Origin of the sequence: Desulfobaculum bizertense DSM 18034, from assembly GCF_900167065.1 — a bacterium.
GTDB classification, from domain to species: Bacteria; Desulfobacterota; Desulfovibrionia; order Desulfovibrionales; family Desulfovibrionaceae; genus Desulfobaculum; species Desulfobaculum bizertense.
In genome coordinates this window covers 561,231-580,270 of record NZ_FUYA01000001.1, presented here as the reverse complement: position 1 = coordinate 580,270, position 19,040 = coordinate 561,231, and the positions used below count along the sequence as shown (strand labels likewise).

15 protein-coding genes and 4 tRNA genes are annotated in these 19,040 nt (G+C 52.7%); 10 read left to right on the top strand and 9 right to left on the bottom strand.

From position 1 onward, the window contains the following. Positions 1-174: 174 nt before the first annotated feature. A tRNA-Sec gene (locus B5D23_RS02635) sits at positions 175-270 on the top strand. A gap of 245 nt (positions 271-515) precedes the next feature. After that, on the top strand, positions 516-734 hold the full coding sequence (infA, locus tag B5D23_RS02630; RefSeq protein ID WP_078683826.1) for a translation initiation factor IF-1: 219 nt from the start codon (positions 516-518) through the stop codon (positions 732-734). 158 nt (positions 735-892) lie between these two features. Here infA and B5D23_RS02625 read toward each other — a convergent pair whose 3' ends face one another. From B5D23_RS02625 to dksA, 9 genes are all read right to left on the bottom strand, one after another. Continuing rightward, positions 893-1,258 carry a L17 family ribosomal protein gene (locus B5D23_RS02625; protein ID WP_078683825.1) on the bottom strand — a complete coding sequence of 122 codons (366 nt, stop codon included), beginning with the start codon at positions 1,256-1,258 and terminating at the stop codon, positions 893-895. A gap of 633 nt (positions 1,259-1,891) precedes the next feature. Then, entirely contained in the window at positions 1,892-3,280 is a 1,389-nt protein-coding gene (gene argH, locus B5D23_RS02620) for an argininosuccinate lyase (protein ID WP_078683824.1), read from the bottom strand. 8 nt (positions 3,281-3,288) lie between these two features. After that, on the bottom strand, positions 3,289-4,482 hold the full coding sequence (locus B5D23_RS02615; RefSeq protein WP_078683823.1) for an argininosuccinate synthase: 1,194 nt from the start codon (positions 4,480-4,482) through the stop codon (positions 3,289-3,291). 24 nt (positions 4,483-4,506) lie between these two features. After that, entirely contained in the window at positions 4,507-5,409 is a 903-nt protein-coding gene (gene argF, locus B5D23_RS02610) for an ornithine carbamoyltransferase (protein ID WP_144012513.1), read from the bottom strand. A 725-nt stretch (positions 5,410-6,134) separates the two neighbouring features. Next, positions 6,135-6,689, bottom strand: coding sequence for an rRNA maturation RNase YbeY (gene ybeY, locus B5D23_RS15170; protein WP_234985053.1), 555 nt, complete (start codon positions 6,687-6,689; stop codon positions 6,135-6,137). Next, positions 6,686-9,202, bottom strand: coding sequence for an HD family phosphohydrolase (locus tag B5D23_RS02600; RefSeq protein ID WP_078683821.1), 2,517 nt, complete (start codon positions 9,200-9,202; stop codon positions 6,686-6,688). The genes ybeY and B5D23_RS02600 overlap by 4 nt, the downstream gene beginning before the upstream one ends. Further along, positions 9,168-10,151 (bottom strand): PhoH family protein, encoded by a 984-nt coding sequence (locus tag B5D23_RS02595; RefSeq protein ID WP_078683820.1) that lies wholly within the window; start codon positions 10,149-10,151, stop codon positions 9,168-9,170. The genes B5D23_RS02600 and B5D23_RS02595 overlap by 35 nt, the downstream gene beginning before the upstream one ends. 79 nt (positions 10,152-10,230) lie before the next feature. After that, a complete protein-coding gene (locus B5D23_RS02590) occupies positions 10,231-11,547 on the bottom strand; it encodes an NFACT RNA binding domain-containing protein (RefSeq protein WP_159445879.1) in 1,317 nt (438 codons plus the stop codon). A 279-nt stretch (positions 11,548-11,826) separates the two neighbouring features. Further along, complete coding sequence (gene dksA / locus B5D23_RS02585; RefSeq protein ID WP_078683818.1) at positions 11,827-12,189, bottom strand: RNA polymerase-binding protein DksA; 363 nt, start codon at positions 12,187-12,189, stop codon at positions 11,827-11,829. 213 nt (positions 12,190-12,402) lie between these two features. Between dksA and B5D23_RS02580 the strand changes: the two genes are divergently transcribed. The 8 genes from B5D23_RS02580 (at position 12,403) to B5D23_RS02545 (ending at position 18,594) form a co-directional block, all read left to right on the top strand. Continuing rightward, positions 12,403-13,149 (top strand): Rossmann-like domain-containing protein, encoded by a 747-nt coding sequence (locus B5D23_RS02580; RefSeq protein ID WP_078683817.1) that lies wholly within the window; start codon positions 12,403-12,405, stop codon positions 13,147-13,149. A gap of 109 nt (positions 13,150-13,258) precedes the next feature. After that, positions 13,259-13,333, top strand: a tRNA-Gly gene (locus B5D23_RS02575). Positions 13,334-13,488: 155 nt separating this feature from the next. Next, positions 13,489-13,563: transfer RNA gene (locus B5D23_RS02570), tRNA-Cys, on the top strand. Positions 13,564-13,569: 6 nt separating this feature from the next. Further along, positions 13,570-13,644: transfer RNA gene (locus tag B5D23_RS02565), tRNA-Gly, on the top strand. A gap of 103 nt (positions 13,645-13,747) precedes the next feature. Continuing rightward, positions 13,748-14,485: a class I SAM-dependent methyltransferase gene (locus B5D23_RS02560; RefSeq protein WP_233813892.1), complete on the top strand. Its 738-nt coding sequence runs from the start codon at positions 13,748-13,750 to the stop codon at positions 14,483-14,485. A 2-nt stretch (positions 14,486-14,487) separates the two neighbouring features. Continuing rightward, positions 14,488-16,218: a YcaO-like family protein gene (locus B5D23_RS02555; RefSeq protein WP_078683815.1), complete on the top strand. Its 1,731-nt coding sequence runs from the start codon at positions 14,488-14,490 to the stop codon at positions 16,216-16,218. Between the two features lie 232 nt (positions 16,219-16,450). Then, positions 16,451-16,768 carry a TusE/DsrC/DsvC family sulfur relay protein gene (locus B5D23_RS02550; RefSeq protein WP_078683814.1) on the top strand — a complete coding sequence of 106 codons (318 nt, stop codon included), beginning with the start codon at positions 16,451-16,453 and terminating at the stop codon, positions 16,766-16,768. A 587-nt stretch (positions 16,769-17,355) separates the two neighbouring features. Next, positions 17,356-18,594, top strand: coding sequence for a M48 family metallopeptidase (locus tag B5D23_RS02545; protein WP_078683813.1), 1,239 nt, complete (start codon positions 17,356-17,358; stop codon positions 18,592-18,594). Positions 18,595-19,040: the final 446 nt, after the last annotated feature.

Genomic DNA, 19,040 nt, shown 5'->3' with positions numbered 1-19,040 from the left:
ATGCGGATTATTCTCCAAAAAGTGAACACATCTTCAACAATTGGAAATTGTCATTTTTATCCTTGAATACCATCCGCTAAGCTGATACTTCACTGGCTCTGCTTACGTTGCGACTTTACCTCGCACATCTACAGGATTACACTTTCTTTTACACCACTTTCCTGTTTTCCGCTCGGAGGGTCTTCCAGTCTGGTGGCTGGCGCGGTCTTCAAAACCGTCTGAATCGTTGGAGAAACGATTGGCAGGTTCGATTCCTGTGACCCTCCGCCAATACTCCTGTTTTTTCCACTCCTTCTTGTCGCAGGCTGTATTAGCTGATACACAATTGTGCGTCGGTCCAAGCCGCTTTCTGCCATGAACAACATCAAATGTGGCCCCCGTCATCAACGCTCTCAGCTTGACGACCCGGCCCCCATGTTGTAGGCGCTTTTGGGCCTGCCATCCTGCATCAACTCAGGATGACAATATTTTTATGTATTTTAAACGTGGCTTAACCCATCCCATGAGGAGAACAAATGGCTAAAGAAGAAGCTATTGAAGTACAGGGCGTTGTTGAAGAAGCCCTCCCTAATGCGACCTTCCGTGTGAAACTCGAGAACGATCACGAAGTGCTGGCTCACATCTCCGGCAAAATGCGTAAATTCCGCATCCGTGTTCTTCCCGGCGACAAAGTGACCGTGGAACTCTCCCCCTACGACCTGAATCGCGGCCGTATCACTTTCCGCCCCCGTTAATCTCGCGGTCTCCCACTTAGGCCGGAGAAAGGGGGAGAGGCTCTCACTCATCGTGAAGTCTCTCCCCCTCTCTCCGGTTTTTTTATCCCCTCCCCCTCACCATAAAAAAAGGCCGCGACTTCCGCCGCAGCCCTTGCTCGCTTCTTTATCCCTCTCTCTTAATGACCAAACGGATGCCCCGCCCCCGGCAAAGTCAGCCGAGACATACACGACGCACCTTCAGGACACCCCACAGGCTCCACCCGCAGGTAACTTCCGTTCTCCTCAGTGCAGCACTGCCCAACTTGATTGAACAGTAAATTCAAAGCCCTGTTGTCATTCAAATATAAATATGCCTGACGACGAGATGGATCAGAATTGTCTACCGCCAATGAGACCAGCCTGTTCACAACAAACTGAATTTCCTGAGCCTTTTCCTCGCTTGTGTTCAGCGTACCCTGAAAAAGTAACTGCTTAATCATAGGACGATAGTTCGCATAACGACGTACAAAATCGCGCCCAATGCCAGCTTGTTTTTGACTCATAGATTCTACTCCGAATGTTGAAGTGGAGAAACTCAGACGTACTCCCTCTATATGACGCCTTATCTATTTTATCAACATGCTTTTTTATATTTGTTTTCCAAACACTCAAATTCATAGCACTACACTCTCATAACACTACATCAGAACTGCTGCTTAAGCTCCCTTTTTTGCTTACGAGACTCCGTCTCGTGCTCTGCAAGGGGTGCGAGGGTGGGCGGGGACTCTGTCCCCGCACCTCTGCAAGGGGCGCCGCCCCTTGACCCCGCCCAAGGACGAGGCCCTTGGGAATCCCGCTATCGCCCAAAAATAAAGGGCCGGATGTGTGAAAGCCGTTGGCTTTCCCCTACATCCGGCCCTTTATTTTTGGCCTAGTGGGCGTCCCGTGTGTTCTTTTTCTTTGCGCTCCAACCCTTTCTTTTTGAACGCTCGCGTTCAAAAAGAATACACGTAACAACACGTAAAAGAGAAAGACGCACTTTACGCACACCCAACAAATTAAAAAAGTCCCCTGAGTTTTACTCAGGGGACTTTTTTAATTTTCGTTGAGGATACGTAAGGGAATCATTCCCTTACGCGGGGGTTTGGGGGCTGGCCCCCAACTCTTCCCCTCATACCTCATCCCAACTCAATAGCTTACGCATACTGCCCAAGCCACTCCCGCAGATCAGAGATCTGACGAGAGACAGAATTCGGACCTGTGCCGCCGCTGGTTTCGCGACGAGCGACTGCCGTCTCATAGGCAAGAGCCTCAAAGACATCAGCCTCAATAAGCTCAGAAAACTCACGAAGCTCTTCAAGCGTCAAGTCTTCCAAACCTTTGCCCTGCTTCTCAGCATAGCCAACAGCGTTGCCAGTGACATGATGCGCCTGACGGAACGGAAGTCCCTTGGACGCAAGATAGTCTGCCAACTCTGTTGCATTGAGATAGCCTCGGGCACAAGCTGCACGCATGCGCTCGGCGTCAAAACCAAGCTCAGCCATCATGTCTGCCATAATGGACACAGATGCACGCACCGTCCGGTCAGCGTCAAAAAATGGTTCCTTGTCCTCCTGCATGTCGCGATTATACGCGAGGGGCAGCCCCTTGATGAGCGTCATCAAGGTGTTCAGGGCACCATACACACGACCGGTCTTGCCACGCATCAGCTCGGCAACGTCGGGATTCTTCTTCTGAGGCATAATGCTGGAACCTGTTGCAAACGCATCAGGCAGCTTAATGAACCCAAAAGCGGGATTGGACCAAAGAATAATCTCTTCGCAAAGGCGGGAGAGATGCGCCATCACCATGGACCCCGTGAACACAGCCTCGACAACGAAATCGCGGTCTGAAACAGCATCCATAGAGTTCGCAAACACACCATTCATGCCCAGCTCTTCCGCAACAGCAGAAGGCTCAAAGGCATAGGTGGTTCCTGCCAGAGCAGCAGCGCCGAGCGGAGAAACATTCGCACGCTTCTCGCAGTCAGCAGCACGCTCGCTGTCACGACGGAACATCTGGGCATACGCAAGCAGGTGATGCGCAAGGCTCACAGGCTGTGCAGGCTGCATGTGCGTACAGCCGGGAAGAATCACAGAACGATTCTCATCGGCACGCGCCACAATGCTCTCCACAAGATGCGCCAGCAAATGCTGCCACTCACGCATGCGGCGAGTGACGTGCAGACGGAAGTCCAGAGCAACCTGATCGTTCCGGCTCCGGCCAGTGTGGAGCTTTCCACCCAGCGGGCCAACGATTTCAGTCAGGCGAGCTTCGATGTTCATGTGAACGTCTTCAAGCTCTTTTTTCCAGACAAACACGCCGCTTTCGATCTCTTCGCGGACTGAATTCAGACCGTTAACAAGAGTCTCTGCTTCTTCTGCCGTCAGCACACCCTGCTTTGCCATCATGTGAGCATGAGCAATAGAACCGCTAATATCTTCGGCGTACAGCGCACGGTCATACTGCTGGGAGGACGTATAGTCTTCAACAGAAGCTGCGGTCTTTGCCGCAAAACGTCCGCCCCACATTTTTGTTTCGGACATGGCCGCTCCTACTTTTCGAAGCCTCTCAGCCGCAGGCCCTGCAACTTGATGAAACCGGCTGCGTCAGCCTGATTGTAGACATCATCTTCCTCAAAGGTCGCAAGGTCAGCCCGGTACAGAGAGAACGGAGACTTACGGCCAGTAGGAATAGCATGACCCTTGTACAGTTTCAGGCGCACAGTACCAGTGACGTGTTCCTGAGACTTGTCAATGAATGCCTGAATGGCTTCACGCTCTGGGGAGTACCAGAAACCGTTGTAGACCATCTCGGCGTAGCGAGGAATCAGGCCATCACGCACGGACATCAGTTCGCGGTCCATTGTGATGCCTTCGAGATCACGGTGTGCAGCGTACAGAATGGTTCCGCCGGGGGTCTCGTACACGCCACGGGACTTCATGCCCACGAAACGGTTCTCAACCATGTCCAGACGGCCAATGCCGTGCTTGCCACCAAGCTCATTCAGCTTGATCATGATCTCGCCGGGAGTCATCTTCTCGCCATCGATGGCAACAGCATCACCCTTTTCAAAGTCGATAGTGATGGTTTCGGACTCGTTCGGTGCATCTTCAAGAGACACGCACATAGCGTAGGCCAAATCGCCAGGAGCATTCCACGGATCTTCCAGCTCGCCGCCCTCAAAGCTGCAATGCAGGAGGTTACGGTCGCAGCTGTACAGCTTGCCGTGGCTGATAGGCGTTTCAATGCCGTGTGCCTTTGCAAATCTGAGGCAGTCAGAACGGGACTTCAGGTCCCACTCGCGCCAGGGAGCAATGGTCTTGAGGCTAGGATCAAGAGCCGTTGTTGCCAGCTCAAAACGCACCTGGTCATTGCCCTTGCCAGTTGCACCATGTGCAACAGCCTGAGCACCCTCTGCGTGAGCAATCTCCACCAGACGCTTGGTAATGAGCGGACGGGCAATAGAGGTACCCAGCAGGTAACGACCTTCATAAATTGCTCCGGATCGGAACATGGGGAAAATGAAGTCGCGTGCGAACTCTTCCTGCAGGTCTTCAACGTATGCCTTTACAGCACCAGTGGCCAAAGCCTTTTCATCAATGCCGTCCAGTTCTTCACCCTGGCCAAGGTCAGCTGTCAGTGTCACAACTTCGCACTGATAGTGCTCTTTAATCCATGCCAGAATGACCGATGTGTCCAGACCACCAGAGTAGGCCAGAACAACTTTCTTGATATCCTTGCTCATTACGTCCTCTAACTCTTAAAAATACTATTCACTGAATACCCACTCGAGGATAGCCTTCTGCATGTGCAGCCGGTTTTCAGCCTGGTCAAAAATAATTGACTGCGGCCCCTCGAGCACCGACTCGGAGACTTCTTCGCCACGATGGGCAGGCAGGCAATGCATAAACTTCGCCTGCGGGTCTGCGAGCGCCATAAGATCATCGTTCACCTGGAAGCCAGCAAAAGCCTTCTCTCGTGCCTTCTGCTCTTCTTCCTGCCCCATGGAGGCCCATACATCCGTGTTGATGTAATGTGCGCCTCTACAGGCTTCGCGAGGATCGCGGGTGACCGTGATGTTTGCACCAAGACTGCGCGCCTTCTCCAAAATCTCTGGATCAGGGTCAAAACCCTCAGGCACAGCCAGTGCAAGCTCAAAGGGGAAATGCACAGCAGCATTAATAAAGGAATGCGCCATGTTGTTGCCATCACCAACCCAGGCAACCTTCAGCCCTTCAAACTCGGGAGTGTTTTCGTACATCGTCAGCATGTCACTCATCACCTGGCAGGGATGATAGCTGTCTGTCAGGGCGTTCACGACCGGAACACTGCCCCACTCCGACAACTCATCAAGCTTCTCCTGACCAAATGTGCGCACAACCATGCCAGCACAAAAACGGGAAAGAACCCTCGCCGTGTCTCGCAGTGGCTCGTTACGCCCAAGCTGAGACTCAGCTGGCGTCATCAAAAGCGGACTGCCACCGAGATGACGAATGCCAACTTCAAAGCTCACTCGCGTTCGGGTCGATGCCTTCTCAAAAATCATCGCTACCGTCTTGCCAGACAGTAACGTCGTCCGGCAATCCGTCCGCTTCATCTCGTGCGCTCGTCGCACCAGTGCATGAGCCTGCTCTCTGTCAAGATCGAGGATGCTCAAAAAATGTCGAGACATGGGCACTTCCCCCTTTTAACTGTGCGTGTTTCTATGACCTATACGTACGGGAAACGAATAGTTAACGCCGAAGCACAGCAATTGTAAAGCACAGACACCCCATTTCACCATCATAAACCACCTTTTTGACATATTTGGCCAAACACCGTTCCTAACCACGATTTTTCCCAGGACTGTCAATTTTTGAATTTTTCCAGAAACCTACGCAAAAGGCTCCGGGTGGGTGGGGTTACGAGACTCCGTCTCATGCTCTGCAAGGGGCGCAGGGCGGGCGGTGTTTTTATTGGGGCGCTGCCCCAAACCCTGCAAGGGGCGCTGCCCCTTGACCCCGCCCAAGGACGAGGCCCTTGGGAATCCCGCTTTCGCCCGAAAAAAAAGGGGCCGGATGAGTGAAAGCCTTTGGCTTTCCCCTTCATCCGGCCCCTTTTTTTTCGGCCTAATTAACTAGGCGTGTGTTCTTTTTCTTTGCGCCTCACCCCTTTCTTTCTGAACGCTCGCGTTCAGAAAGAAAATGGTGGCAACTCGCAAAAGAGAAAGACTTTCTTATCGCTTTCTCACCCAAGTTTAAAAGCCGTGCAAGCGAAGCTTGCACGGCTTTTAAACTCGATGAGGATACGTAAGGGAATCATTCCCTTACGCGGGGGTTTGGGGGCTGGCCCCCAATCTTTCCCCACCCGCCCATCCAGCCCTTGCGGGCTGGGGCTAGCCCCAGTTCTCTCCCAGCTCTAACGAGCAGGGCCTTCCCCTGTAGCAGCCTGCACAGCCTGCTCAGTGAGGGAATACATTTCCTCGCCGTGGGGATAGCCTGCGAGATGTAAAAAGGCATGGGCGAGAAGCCGGGCAAAATGCTCAAGCACGGGCTGCCCGTAAAGGTCAGCTTCTCGCACAAGGGTGTCGGCAGAAAGAATAATCTCACCAATATACTGCGGGCGCTCTGGATCAGAATCCGGGAACGACAACACATTAGTGGGACCGATGCGGGATTTAAACTGCTCGTGATGCTGCGCCATCTCCGCATCGTTGACGATAGAAAGCTGCACTTCTGCTTCTGACATGCCAAGAGCAAACCGAACAGCCTCCACAAAGGGACGTAACTCACTCTGAGAAAGCGGAAGGGAGGGGTTCAAAAGACAATGCGTCTCAATAACCAACTCCCCTGCGGGGAGAAAAGAGACCTCTTCACCAGCTTCGGGAACACCAAGACTGGCGAAAAAATCAGGGTCCATGTTCTCAAGCTCAGGAGGCAGCTCGCCGAATTCGGCCTGCGAAAAATCCGTCATGAATTTACCGATCGAGATTTGCTAAATTTAAGTTCAGTGTCGCCATATCCATCATAACCATACGTTACAGGCACAGAGGAATCATGACAGGAACGCTCCGCGTCACAGGACGAATCCCCAGATGACGAAGAATCTTTTGCTGCATCAGAGGCAGAGGCGGAAGCAGAGGCATCCGAAGCCTGCTGGGAAGACGACGACTCAGCCGGAGGAAGCTCCTTGGCACTGTCCGCGGCCTGTCCATCAGTACGCGGCTGAGAACCAGAAGGATACTCAATGCGCTGATGGAAAATACCCGTAAGAATCCGGTGAAAAACCTCACTCAACCGATGCAAATCCTTCAGGGTCAGCTCTGACTCATCAAGCTGCCCGTCAGAAAAGATTTTCTTGATGACAGACTCAATGTGCCCCTTGATGCGAGACGGAGTCGGCTCAGAAAGCGTGCGACTTGATGCCTCAATGGCGTCAGCGAGCAAAATAAGTCCAGCTTCCTTGGTCTGCGGCTTGGGACCGGGATAGCGAAATTCTTCTTCGCGAACATCCTCTTCACCACGCGCCTCAGCCTGCTCCTTTGCCTTGTGATAAAAATACGAGATCAGATTTGTCCCATGATGCTGCTGAATAATGTCTTCAATCTCCTTGCCCAGCTTATGCTGACGGGCAAGCTCAACGCCCTTTTTGACGTGAGAGATCAAAATAAGCGCACTCATGGACGGGGTCAGCTTGTCGTGACGATTCCGCTCACGTCCAAGCTGATTCTCAATAAAATACTGTGGCTTGGTAATCTTGCCAACGTCATGATAGAGGGCCGCAACCTTGGCAACGAGAGGATTCGCCCCAATGGCCCGCGCACCAGCTTCGACCATGTTGGAGACAACAAGCGAATGATGATAGGTGCCGGGAGCTGCAACCATAAGCTCCTGCAAAAGTGGCTGCTCAAGATTCATCAATTCCATCAGCTTAAAGCGCGAGGTGAAACCAAGAATCAGCTCAACAGCAGGCGAAAGCGCCAAAACAATGAAAAGCGAGGCAATGCCACCTGCCAACACATAAAGCGTTCCAGCTCCAAGCTGCAACAGATCGCGAGACTCAACAAAGGCCACGCCAAACCAGGCAAGAAGAAGCCCACCGAGCAAGGGCACCAGACTGTAGAGCGTCTGATACCGGGTGTGCGTCTGCTTCATGAGGAAAGTCTGGAGCATGCAGCCGAGAAAATAAAAGAGGAAAAGCGGAAGCCCACCACCAAAAATGCTGGCGCAAAGAAAAGAAATAACGATGCCGATGTTAAAGCAAATGGCATGCGAAAAGAACAGGGCCAACAAACCACATGCACCTGCAATAGGCATTGCATAGGGCAAAAGATCGCGCGTCCATGCTCCGGCAGAAAGGGCAAGAGGTGCACCAAGAAGAGCCATGGCCTTTGCAAGCAGACCAAAGCCAAGAACAATGAGCGAAACGAGCATCATGTCCCGACCTGTCATGGCAGTGCACAGACCAGAGCGGGAGCTAAACCGAAGGCCGCCAACAAGAAGACACCCGACAAGGAAAAGGCCAATTGCCCGACCAAAGCCAAAGGTCTCGGGCGCATCGGAAATCATGGCCTTGAGCTTCACGTGCTGCGGCAAAGACACAGCCTCGCCCTGCCGGACAATGATCTGCCCCTGCTGCACATGAAAATATGCAGGCTCAACAGCGCGGGCGACTTCCCGCTTACGCGCCGCAGTCTCCTGCGCATTGAAGCTTAGGCTTGGACTCGCCAGAGGGCCAATCAGTGCCCAAATGTCGCGACGAATGAGCAGACTCTTGTGCAGGTCCTTCTTGAGATAAAATGCGAGGTCGTCCCGAAGAGCGTAGCGATCTGAAATTGCTGCGGGGTCCATGCGAAGCGTTTCAATGCCGGTTTCGACATTGCGGACCATGATGCCAGAATCAAAACGAGACATGGCACCAGAATCTGAAACAACGCCTTTTGCCATGTAGCCCTTGAGCCAAGGCAAAACACGCCCCAAAACAAGATTCTGAAAACTCTCTTCTTTCCAGCGCTCAAAGATGGGAAGCGCAACCTCGGAATTCAGGTCTTCGGACACGCGCCAGCGCACCTCGTTCACGTCCTCACCCTCGGAGGTATTCAGGACATGAAAGATGCGGGAAACGCGACGGTCAACGAATTCATAAGCATCGGGAGCCAAATCAAAAACAGGTGGCTGCGCTGCTGCGGCACGCCGACGTTTCTGCCGGGTAGCCTCAACATTTTCGACGAGAAATTCACGGTCCGCAACAACGTCACGGTCCGCAACCTCACCGACAAAATAGAGTCGGGGACCCGCACTCCAGTCTGCTCCAGCAAGCACACTCAAAATGAGGATGGCGGCGAGTATCGAGATGATGCCCATCGCACCGCTTGCGGCACAGAGACGACTGGAAAGAGTCCCCTCGCAGTTTCCAAAACCAGCGGAAGAATGACGCTCCCGCGACTTGGAACTATTTTTTTTCTTCAGCTTTCGAAACACGTTCATAAGCTTGTACTATTCTCCCCACAAGAGGATGCCTGATGACATCTTCCTTGTGGAACTGGACAAATGAAATACCTTCCACCCCCTGGAGGCAGTTTGCAGCGTGAATGAGACCTGACTGGGTATTCCCCGGCAGGTCAATCTGAGTCACGTCGCCTGTCACAACGGCCCTTGAACCAAAGCCAAGGCGCGTCAAAAACATTTTCATTTGCTCAGGTGTTGTGTTCTGGGCTTCGTCGAGAATGATAAAAGAATCATTCAGGGTTCGGCCACGCATAAACGCCAGTGGAGCGATTTCAATGACATTCTGCTCCAGCATTTCCTGAACCCGCTCAAAATCGAGCAGGTCATTCAGGGCGTCATACAATGGACGAAGATAGGGGTCGACCTTCTGCACCAGATCGCCGGGCAAAAAGCCCAGCCGCTCTCCGGCTTCGACAGCCGGACGGGTCAGCACAATGCGCTTGACCTCATGCCGTACCAGCGCAGCAACAGCCATTGCTACGGCAAGGTAGGTTTTTCCTGTGCCAGCCGGACCAATTCCAAAGCTGACATCACTTGTACGGATATTTTCCAGATAATCGCGCTGAGTCAGAGTCCGTGGACTAATGCGCTTTCTGGGCGTGACAGCCACAGTCTGCTCCTCAAACATGTCGCGGAGCTTTGCCGTGGGCTTCTGATTCAAAATGCCAAGCGCGGCGTCGACATCTTTCTGAAAGAGTCGGTTGCCAGCACGCAAGTGGTCGTGAAGCTGGATAAGCACATTGGCCGCCAGAGCAACAGCGTCTGCATCATCCCCACGCAAAAAGACCCGGCTTCCACGAGAACCTATACGGATGCCACTCTTCTTTGCAATAGAGGCAAGATGCGCGTCTTGCGGTCCAAAAAGCTCTCGTGCAAGAGCAATATCCTCGAACTCAAGAATTTTTTCGACACACTTTTCTTTTGGCATGTATTTCCAATGCTTCTCTTTTTCGAAGCAGTTGCTACAGCGTCACGGTAGCCTGTTTTATCACTACAGTCCAACGCGACTAAAACGCCGCGTCCTGCATAAGTTTTTCTTCCACGGAGGGGTCCAGATCAATGTGCAGCATCTCCTGAAGCTGGTCGACAGCGACCTGCCCCAAAGCCAGCCCCTTAGACTTGCGAACGTACTTGGCAAGCGCACACATCACCTCGGCGCGATCGGCGTTGGCATAATGGCTTTTGAGCGCAGCAAGGCAGGCTGCTTCTCGAATGCTCTGTTCCGGGACGTGCTGGTCTGGATAGTCACGTTTCAGAATAACGTGTGCGCCCGGTCCATTGGCGGCATGGAACCACAAATCAAACGGACTCGCCAAAAGCGACAAAATTTCGTGGTTGCCCTTGGCGCTCTTGCCCCGATACAGCGTAAAGCCATCAGAACTGGTAAACGCGGCAGCCTGAATTCCCTTGAGACGGCCCCGGTCATTTCGGCCGTGGCCCTGTGCAATACCAGCCCTTTTCAGATCTGGCAAAATGCTCCCATGCTCAACAGCATCCAGAGCAGACTCAAGGCTTTTGCGCCGCTCAACGGCAAACTGTAAGCCACGTTTTCCCTTGGCGGACTTCTTGAACAAACGGTTCATGTTGTCCCGCAAAGAAAAGCGAGGATCGAGCTTAATCCGACGCGCAGTTCCGTCAGGACACGGTACGTCGAGGTAAGGGCGTTTCTCGTTCTTGTCAAACTGGTAGAGCACAGCCTGAATTGCCTGCCCATCTTCAACACCAGCGACAAGCGCCTGCATTCGCAGCTCTTCTTCTTCCAGCTTTTTGAGGGCACGATGCAGTTTCTTCTTCTGGGCCTTGAGCCGAGCTGTGTCCTCTGCCGAAGCGAGTTTTGCCAACTCTGGGAACAGCGCTGTACGGCCAAAGAAGTCCGCAGCCTCCAAAACAGAATCAAAGGCATGTTCTTCACGCCCCCGACGCAGCTCTTCGGGCAGTCGCCATGCAAGGGCTTCAGCTTTTGCCCCAGCTTCTCCAGCTGTGAGATACACAAAGAAACGCTGACTTGCGCCACGTTCCAAAGCGCCAAGCATGGCCTGCGCTCGCTCTTTGGGAAAAGCCCGCACAAAGCGGCGCAGTGCAGGTGAAATTTGAGGATGTTCCCGCCAGACTTCCCGATTTTCCAAAACTTCCGAAAGCTCCGGCCAGCTTGGGTCCAGTCCAAAATCTTTGGGCAAGACCTCAGCCAAAACAGGTTCCTCGGACTCGGAGAGGATAAACCAGCGCCCTTCGCCGGGTGTTAGCTCAAAGGCTATGCGGCGGGTCGGCCAGTCCATGACATAGTCGACAAAACGCCTGTTTTCGAGGCGCTTGCGCAACCACATGCAGTATCCTGTTGGAACTGGGGGATTTGCGGGTTTTTCGCGTGTAATGAAGAGCAGACCATCTTTTTTTGAGGTCCTGCTTACAAGATAGGACCCCGCGTCCGAGCGGATTTTGAAAGTCCAGACACCGGGCGCGGGGTTAAAGATCCGATCGACTCGTCGCGAGGAGAGAGACTCCCCTACCTGAACGGCGAGACGTCTAAAAAAGTTCGCTTCCATATGATCAGTTCGCTGCAAAGCCGTCCGCTGCCATAAGGGCGTTCGGCCACCGCACAAGGTCTAGTCGCCGCGAACCTTTTCCTCTTCTTCCTGATGGCTTTTACATTGAATGCACAGAGTCGTCATAGGACGAGCCTTGAGACGCGGTACACCAATTTCTTCGCCGCATTCCTCGCAGATACCAAAGGTGCCGTTATCAATACGAGCGAGGGCCTGCTGAATCTTTTTAATGAGTTTTCGTTCCCGATCACGGAGCCGAAGGGTAAAGGAACGGTCAGACTCCGCAGTGGCACGGTCTGTAGGGTCTGCATAGTTCTCATGTCCATCAGTCATATCGCCAAGAGTTTCATCACCCTTTACGGAGACGTCTTCCAACATCTGCGTCAAACGGGAGCGAAACATTTCAAGATCTTTCTGATCCATGTCATTCCTCCGAGCTAAGACGGTCCAGACCCGCATCCAGGCGGGAGATGGGATTGAGTGGCTTCTTTACCGCAACCTTAGGACAAAAGTAAAGAAGTGAAATGGGAGAGACCAGCGGAATGTTATACCGCATAATACCGCATCTTGCCAAAGAAGAAAAAGAGGAAGTATATCTACCCAAGTTTACAGATTATCATCCAAGGAGTCACATCCATGCAGGAAAACATACTACACGAGCTTGTTGAAAGCGTACAAGATATTCCAGACAGCCCGGTTACGGGAAGCGTTTGCGGTCGATATATGGTCGGGATCAAAGGCCAAAAAGCAGGACTTGCAACCCGTATTGGGCACAAAGGTCCATATCCAGCCCCCCTCACGACCGAGGGTTTGCCCGACACACTCCACGGCATGGTGCGGCTCCTGACAGCTCCAGAAAAAGAACTCCCGCACCCAGAAGCCCGTGTTTTTGGCATTGCAGCCCTGAATGCCCTTTTGCCCATTCCGGACGGCGTCGAAGAAAGCAAGGGACAGGACATGATCGTCAAACACGCTATCGGGCAACGCGTTGTTGTTGTCGGACATTTCCCCTTTGTAGAAAAAATCGGACAAAAAAACGGAGGCTTTGCCTCTTTCCACACTCTGGAACTTGTTCCTCGCCCCGGCGACCTCTCCACGGATTACGCCGAAGACATGATTCCTCGGGCTGGCTTTGTGGCGATTACAGGAACCACCCTGCTCAACGGAACTCTTGCGGGACTTCTTGAGTTCTGCCGGCCCTCAACCCATGTTATGCTCCTTGGACCAAGCGTTCCTTTCTCACCTATTTTATTAGATATGGGCCTGAGCAGTTTGGCAGGCTGTGAGATCACAAACGCCGAACTCGCCTTTGCAGGAATAAAAAAGGGCCTTCCGTTTAAGGATATAGCCGGGACACGAAGCATAATTTGGAAAGAATCTTAAAAAAATTACACTTTTTTTGAAAATGTTGTTGACAGGTTTACCGTCTTCACATAAACCCTCTTTCACCGCAACGACGGCGGTTCTTTCAAAAGCGAAACAAACGAATTGGGCGGGAGTAACTCAGTGGTAGAGTGCAACCTTGCCAAGGTTGAAGTCGCGGGTTCAAATCCCGTCTCCCGCTCCACTCAATTCAATATGTTTCCGTCAAAAAGATTTTTCACCATGTGTAAAAAATCCTTGAAGACAGCTTAGAAAGAGGTTAGGTCTCATCTGGCCGGAGCAATTACAGGCATTGACAAATGCTTTGCACTCGGTATAAAAGCCTAATCGCATGATCAAGGCGACATAGCCAAGTGGTAAGGCAGAGGTCTGCAAAACCTCCATTCTCCGGTTCAAATCCGGATGTCGCCTCCATAATTCGCGGGAGTAACTCAGTGGTAGAGTGCAACCTTGCCAAGGTTGAAGTCGCGGGTTCAAATCCCGTCTCCCGCTCCAGTGAAATTGTAAAAGCCGGCTTTATAGCCGGCTTTTTTTGTGTCCAATGGGCACCACGCCTTTCTTGGTGCCTTCCACCCCCTTTTTCGATTCAGGAGGCCCCTTGAGCACGTCCCTTCCTTTTTCACCCGATGATACGCTGGACGAACTCCTTCACAAAGCAGAAGAGCGCTACACCCTGCGCTTTGAGCCTATCTCTGCTGGCGGCCAGACCATAGAAGTTTTGCAAATTGCAAACATGGCCGAATATGTCGAAAAAATTACAGAAGCAGAAAACATAGACGATCTGGAGCTGCCCTTTTGGGCCAAGATCTGGCCCGCTTCCATGATTCTTGCCCACTTCCTCTCTTCCATGCCACACAACCCAGACATTGAAATTCTGGAAATTGGCGCCGGACTCGGAGTTTGTGGGCTTTTTGCTGCTGCACGTGGATTCAAAACCACCATCACCGACATTACCCCTGACGCCCTGCTCTTTGCCCGCATCAATGCGCTCAAGAATGGACTTCAGGACCGAGTCGACATTCGCCCCGCTGATTTTTCTGCCGACAAACTTGGTCGACGCTTCGATTACATCATTGGCTCGGAAATCCTCTACGTTGAAAAGCTCCACCGTGGGCTTTCCAAATTCCTGCTCAATCACATTAAGCCAGCTCGCCACGCAGAAATTTTGCTGAGCCGCAGCTACTCCAGAAAAAGTATCCGGTTTTTCAAACTGATGGATAAGGAGTTCCTCTCTCAGGAAAAAGTCGTCGGTGGCAAACGACACGACACTGGCTCTGATCAGGAAAAATTCCTCTGTTCCATACACAGATTTAAACCCCGTAAGCAGGTTGCCTAGCTATGATCGAACTGAAAAGCTGTCCCAAGTCCTATTCCAAGGAACAGGATAAAGCCTGTTCCCCTCAGGAAACCGTTGAGCGCGTTCACGAGCGTCTCAAAAAATTTGGTACCGACGTCCTCGCGGAAGTCAAACGCATCGACACCGGCCGCCTTGGCATTCCCGTCTACATGAGCATCTGCGGCAACGCTGCCCGCGGCATTATGCCCACCAGAAAGCAGATGGGAAAAGGCGCCTCCCCCATTCAGGCCCAGGCCTCCGCGCTCATGGAACTGACTGAGCGATTCAGCTATTTCAGTTACTGGAGCAAAGAAGAAAACTTTGAGGAGCTGACCTGGTCCGAGGCTCAGGACGAATGGCCGGGTAAAGTCATTCCCGTTTCTGAAATCATCGCCTCTGCCAACGACTCCATTTCTAAAGAAGACGCCGCACGCATTCTCGATCTTATTACCTGGCGCTTTGTCCCTGCAACCAACGTGAGCAAAGAAACAGAGGAATACGTCCCTCTCGACTGGTTTAAAAAGCTCAACGAATTCAATGGCTCCAGCGCAGGCAACACCTTTGAGGAATCTATTCTGCAGGGTGCGTCCGAGCTGGTCGAACGCCACGTCAGCACCGTCAGCGACCGCCAGCAGCCACAGATGCCGACCATCGACCCCGACAGCTCTGACGACGCCGTGCTCGCCGAACTCGTTCGCGCCTTCCGCGACAACGGCATTCGCTTTTGGCTCAAAGACATGAGCCTTGGTATGCCTGCCCCCACAGTTGCAGCCATCGCATACGATCCCGAGAACTTCCCGCAGGCCAGCGAAATCGTCTACACCGCAGGCACAGCCGCTACGCCAGAAAAAGCCGCCATTCGTGCGCTAACCGAAGTCGCCCAGCTTGCTGGTGACTTTGAGACCGGCGCCAACTATGAGGCCTCCGGCCTGCCCAAGTATCTCAAGCTTGAGGACATCTCCTGGATCACTGACGGCCCGGTCGTTCCCCTCTCTTCCCTGCCGAGCCTCGAAGCTGACGACATCCGCAAGGAACTTGCAAACCTCTGTGATGGTCTTGCCGCCAAGGGGCACACACTTTACAGTATTTCCACCATGCACGACGAGATCGGGATTCCCACAAACTACAGTTTTGTGCCCGGATTCCTCTTCCGCGAACGCACCGAACAGGCCTCTCTTGGTCTCTTCGTCGGACGCATGCTCGCCGAAGATGCCCCAATTCCCAACGCACTCGAAGGGCTGGATGTGCTCGAAGAAGTCTACCCCAACGCACATTTCCTCCCCTTCTTCCGCGCGCTGCTGAACCTGCGCATGGGTGATCCTGCTGCTGCCGCAAAACTTTTTGCTACGGCAGAACCTCTTCAGCCAGACAGCGAAGATAAAGGCCTCGCCGCTTTTTATCAGGCCTATGCCCTTACTCAGGCTGGAGATTTTTCCAACGCGATGCCGCACCTCGACCGCGCTATCTCCTACTGTCCTGAAGTCAAAGAATACTTCAACCTGCGCGGCGTCTGCTTCTTCAAAGCCGAAAACTATGAAGAAGCTATGAAAAATTTCAAAGCAGCACTCGATCTCGACAGCGGTTCAGCAATGGACTTGGCAAATCTTGGAATGTGCTATAAGAAACTCGGACAGGCACAAGAAGCGATTCACTGCCTCGCCAATGCATATGAACTCGACCCTAACCTTGAGTTCGCAAAGGAACAGCTCGACCAACTGTTACAAGATGAATAATTTTCCGTCATTTTGCTGACAACTACGTCAAGTTCCTCTCATTTCAGAGGCAAAAGGCATTGACAAAAATCGCCCCAGAGTCGTAGACTCCGCAAAGTTTACGGCATGGTAGTTTGCCCTAAATACGAAGTTGAGCAGCGGAATGCTGCTAACTATAGGCGCTCATCTTTTACTCTTAGAGTAGCAGTGAGCTTGAACGGTTTTTCGTTCGAACACCCTAAGGAGGATGAACATGGCAACTGTTGAGTTCCAGGGAATTTCTTTCGATATCGATGAAGACGGTTTTCTTCAGCGTTTCGAAGACTGGTGCCCTGAGTGGGTTGAGTACGTTAAGGAATCCGAAGGCATCAAAGATCTGACTGACGAACATCAGAAAGTTCTCGACTTCCTGCAGGATTACTACAAGAAGAATGGCATCGCTCCTATGGTGCGCATTCTCTCCAAGGTGACTGGCTTCAAGCTGAAGCACATCTACGAGCTGTTCCCCTCCGGTCCTGGTAAGGGTGCTTGTAAGATGGCCGGTCTTCCTAAGCCCACCGGCTGCGTCTAATCGATCTCTCGATTCGACATTTCAAGGCGGAAGCTCTGCTTCCGCCTTTTTTTGTGCCCTAGGAAAAAGATTGAGTGGTAGGGGAAGAGAACCGGGGCCAGCCCCGGACCCCGCGTAAGGGAATGATTCCCTTACGTATCCTCAGCGAGTTTAAAAGCCGTGCAAGCTTCGCTTGGACGGCTTTTAAACTTGTTGGGGCTGCCTAAAGCGGCTTCTTTCTCTTCTGCGAGTTGCCACTCTTTTCTTTCTGAACGCGAGCGTTCAGAAAGAAAGGGTTGAGGCGCAAAGAAAAAGAAGGAACTGGGTGCCCACTAGCTCAAAAAATATGGCTGATGGAGAGAAAAGCAAAGCTTTCATCCCATTCAGCCATATTTTTTGAGCGATAGCGGGATTCCCAAGGGCCTCGTCCTTGGGCGGGGTCACGGGGCGGCGCCCCTTGCAGGGGTTGGGGCAGCGCCCCAATAAAACAACACCTGCCATCCAAGCGTCCCAATCTTCTCCCCACACTCGTGCCCCACACAGCTCATAGTCCGAGTAAAAAGGTGTATCCGTTGCAAGACAGGGAGAGGTGACGTAACAGAGGGGGGATGAACGCATACCTCCTTTTCATTGTAAGCTTTATGATCCTGGCGTGGGGAGTGGAGAGCTATGTCTCTCTGCTGAATCTCCGAGCACTGCACCCGGAGCTTCCGCGCGAATTCTCAGACACATTCGACGCAGCGAGTTACGCGAAATCGCAAGAGTACACACGAATTGGGAGCCGCTTTGGTCTCATCGCGAGCAGTGTTGAGCTTGTGGTGCTCCTTGCCTTCATTTTTCTTGGTGGTTTCCCGGTAGTAGATAGCATTGCCAAAAGCTTCGGCTTTGGGAACATCATCACTGGCCTTCTTTTCTTTGCCATCCTGAGCCTGCTCGACGGCATTGTTGGCCTCCCCTTCTCCATTTACCGCACCTTTGTGATCGAAACGCGATACGGTTTCAACAAGACCACACCGCTCACATTCGTCATGGACCGCCTCAAAGGAATGCTCCTTGGTGTTGTGATCGGCGGACCGCTCATGGCCGCCGTTCTCTGGTTCTTTGAAGCCACAGGTCCCGCAGCCTGGCTCTACGCATGGGCGACAGTCACCGTGGTCAGCCTCGCCCTGCAGTACCTCATGCCCAAGTACATCCTGCCGCTTTTCAACAGCTTTACGCCGCTGCCCAAAGGACCGCTTCGCACCGCCATTCACGACTATGCCGAGTCCGTTGGTTTCCTTGCCAATGACCTCTTTATGATTGACGGCTCCAAGCGTTCCAGCAAGGCCAATGCGTTTTTTACAGGCTTTGGCAAAAAGAAGCGCATCGCCCTTTTTGACACGCTCATCGACAAGCTCAGCACAGAAGAAATCGTCGCCGTCGTCGCTCACGAGGTCGGGCACTCCGCCTGCGGCCACATTCTCAAACTCTTTCTGCTCTCCACTCTCAGAACAGGCGCAACCTTCCTGCTCCTCTCTCTCTTCCTCAATGCAGAAGGACTTTATCAGGCCTTTGGCATGCAATCACAAAGCATCTATGCGGGCTTTGTCTTTTTTATGCTCCTGTTGCACCCCTTTAGTCTCCTCATATCTCTCGGCACACAGACCCTCTCTCGGCGCTTTGAGTTTCAGGCCGATGCCTTTGCAGCTCGCACGACTCAGACACCGGGCGCCCTCATCTCCGGCTTAAAAAAACTCTCCGTGACCAACCTCGCCAACTTGACCCCGCACCCCGCATATGTGCGACTCCATTACTCCCACCCGCCACTCTTGCAGCGCATTCGCGCTATACAAGGTGTCGACGTATAGGACTCAGGTTAGGGCGCAGTTTTATTGGGGCGCTGCCCCAAACCCTGCAAGGGGCGCTAGGGTGGGCGGGTGTTGTTTTATTGGGGCGCTGCCCCAAACCCTGCAAGGGGCGCCGCCCCTTGACCCCGCCCAAGGACGAGGCCCTTGGGAATCCCGCTTTCGCCCAAAATTAAAGGGCCGGATGTGTGAAAGCCTTTGGCTTTCCCTTACATCCGGCCCTTTAATTTTGGCCTAGTGGGCGTTTCCCTAGCGCGTGCTCTTTTGCCTTTTCTGCCGCACTTATTTTCTTTCTGAACGCAAGCGTTCAGAAAAAAATGGTGGCAACGCGCAGAAGAGAAAGAAGCTCTCGACGTTATACCCAACAAGTTTGAATTTCATTCACGCGAAGCGTGGAGGGAATTCAAACTCGCTGAGGATACGTAAGGGAATCATTCCCTTACGCGGGG